At 50.4% G+C, this 2,195-nt stretch carries 3 protein-coding genes; all 3 read right to left on the bottom strand.

All coding sequences use genetic code 11. The features are described from left to right. Positions 1-130 precede the first annotated feature (130 nt). Positions 131-355 carry a hypothetical protein gene (locus OXG10_00205; GenBank protein MCY3825795.1) on the bottom strand — a complete coding sequence of 75 codons (225 nt, stop codon included), beginning with the start codon at positions 353-355 and terminating at the stop codon, positions 131-133. Positions 356-399: 44 nt separating this feature from the next. Further along, positions 400-1,257, bottom strand: a complete 858-nt coding sequence (locus OXG10_00210; GenBank protein MCY3825796.1) for a shikimate dehydrogenase — start codon at positions 1,255-1,257, stop codon at positions 400-402. Next, a partial coding sequence (locus tag OXG10_00215) for a bifunctional riboflavin kinase/FAD synthetase (GenBank protein MCY3825797.1) occupies positions 1,248-2,195 on the bottom strand: 948 nt, incomplete at its 5' end. The genes OXG10_00215 and OXG10_00210, both read right to left, overlap by 10 nt.

A 2,195-nucleotide genomic window follows, 5' to 3' on the forward strand; every position in this document is an offset into this window, starting at 1 on the left:
TCCTGTGAAAATCGATGATTCAATCTTGTTCGTCCAATCTTCATGTATTGCTGACAAGGAAAAAAACGCAACCAGCAAGGCACTTGAAGCATGTTGGCATAGGGATTCCTTATCCCCGAAAAAACCGCCGCTAGTCCCGCTTTCCGCGGAAAATCCACCTGAACGGCTGCTTCGCGAGGAACAAAATAACCTGTAGGTTGAATAATACCCCCGCAAAACTAAGAAGGTCGGAGGGCTTCATGTATATCTGCGAATCCCAGACTCCCATCTGCCCGCTTATTACGATAAAATCACCCTCCACGGATGATTCCGTCACCGTTATCTCAAAATCCCCCGCTGGACTGGTTACTTTCATCAAAGTTCTCCCGTGACCGATTAAAAACTTCCTAGTTTATTATATCACCCGGAAACAGAGAGTGCATCCCTCATCACCTCAACCGGGGCATTTTCGCCCGTCCAGATCTCAAAAGCGTCAACTCCCTGGTAAAGGAGCATGCCGAGCCCGGATTCCGCCTTGAGCCCAAGAGCCTTGGAGTCCCTTACAAGCGGAGTGACGGCAGGCTTGTAGACAAGGTCGTAGACCACACAGTTCTCATCGAGCAGGTCAAGCGGAAGACGAAGAGGTTCGATATCACCCATTCCCGCAGAAGAGCAGTTAATCACGATGTCTGTCTGCTCCATCATCTGCGCCACCCGCGCTGCGTCCTCAAGCGGGGCCGCGGAAAATCCGACGTCTCCAAAACGCGGAGAGAATTCCTCGGAAAGCTCTTGTGCCTTAAAATAGGTCCTGTTTGCAATTGCAATACTTCGGGCGCCGCCTGTACACATCGCCACTATTACCGCTCTTGAGGCTCCGCCGGCTCCCACGATAAGAATATTCTTGTCCTGCGGGACGAACTCGAGTTCAGAATGAAGAGCTCTCAGCACTCCAGAAACGTCCGTGTTGTAACCCTTGAGCCTACCGTCTTCGTTAACTATGGTGTTTACCGCTCCGACCATGGAGGCCTCAGGAGCAATCTCGTCCAGACCCGCCATAACGGACTGCTTATGCGGGATGGTGACGTTAACTCCACAAAGACCGAGGTTTCTTATCGAATTTACGGCCTTGTCTATGTTCCGGGGGTCCACGTCAAAAGCCAGATAAACGCAGTCAAGCCCTAGATGCTCGAACGCCGCGTTATGCATGGCGGGAGACAGACTCTGGGACACCGGATGACCGAAGATGCCGTATATCCGCGTTGTGGCTTTTATTTCCAAATCCGCTCGTCCTTAGGGTAATCGCAAAGAATTTCCCGTACCGAAGCGACATCGTGTTCGATCTGCGCTACAAGCTCATCCACGCTCGCAAAACGCTTCTCATCCCTCAGTCTCTCGACGAAATTCACCCTGACTTTCTTTCCATAAAGATCGTCATTGAAATCAAAAATGTGGGTCTCGACCGTAAGCTTACTCTCCTCAAACGTCGGGCGTATCCCTATGTTGGTGATACTTTCGTGGAAGCCGTCGGGAAGCCTGATGTAGGTGGCATAAACCCCCGGCTTGGGAAGAATCTCCCATTCGGTATCAAGGTTAACCGTAGGAAAACCCAGTTTTCTGCCTCTTCTCTCACCTTCCACTACGACGCCCTCTATGTAGTAATCGTAACCGAAAAACCGGTTCGCCTCGCTGATTTCCCCGCCTTTTACAAGGTTCCTTATAGCGCTGCTGCTTACCACCTGATCATCTACCCGAGCCACTTCTGCAACTACCGTGTTAAAGCCATAGGTTTCTCCCATGGAACGGAGGAGATCGACATTCCCCTTTCTTTTGTGTCCGAAAGAAAATCCCGGACCCACTACTATGTCCTTTATCCTGAGACGCTCAAGGAGGATGTCTTTTATGAAATTCTCCGCGCTTACCTTTGAGAGCTCGCAGGTGAAGTTAAGACAGATAACCGCATCAATCCCAGTAGCCTCAAGCATCTCGAACCTCCACCCTAACGGAAAGATGAGAGAAAGCTCCTTTCTGCCGAGAACTTTCTGCGGATGGGGATTGAATGTAATCACGCAGGAATGCGTTGAATTTTCCCGCGAGCGGAGTTTTGCAGCCTCTATTATCTCTTTGTGTCCGAGATGAATGCCGTCAAAATTTCCAATGCCCGCCGAGGTCTCGAAATCCAGAGGCTGCTTGGGATCAACAATAATCTTCATGTTTTC

It is taken from the genome of Candidatus Dadabacteria bacterium (genome assembly GCA_026706695.1).
Taxonomy (GTDB): Bacteria; Desulfobacterota_D; UBA1144; order Nemesobacterales; family Nemesobacteraceae; genus Nemesobacter.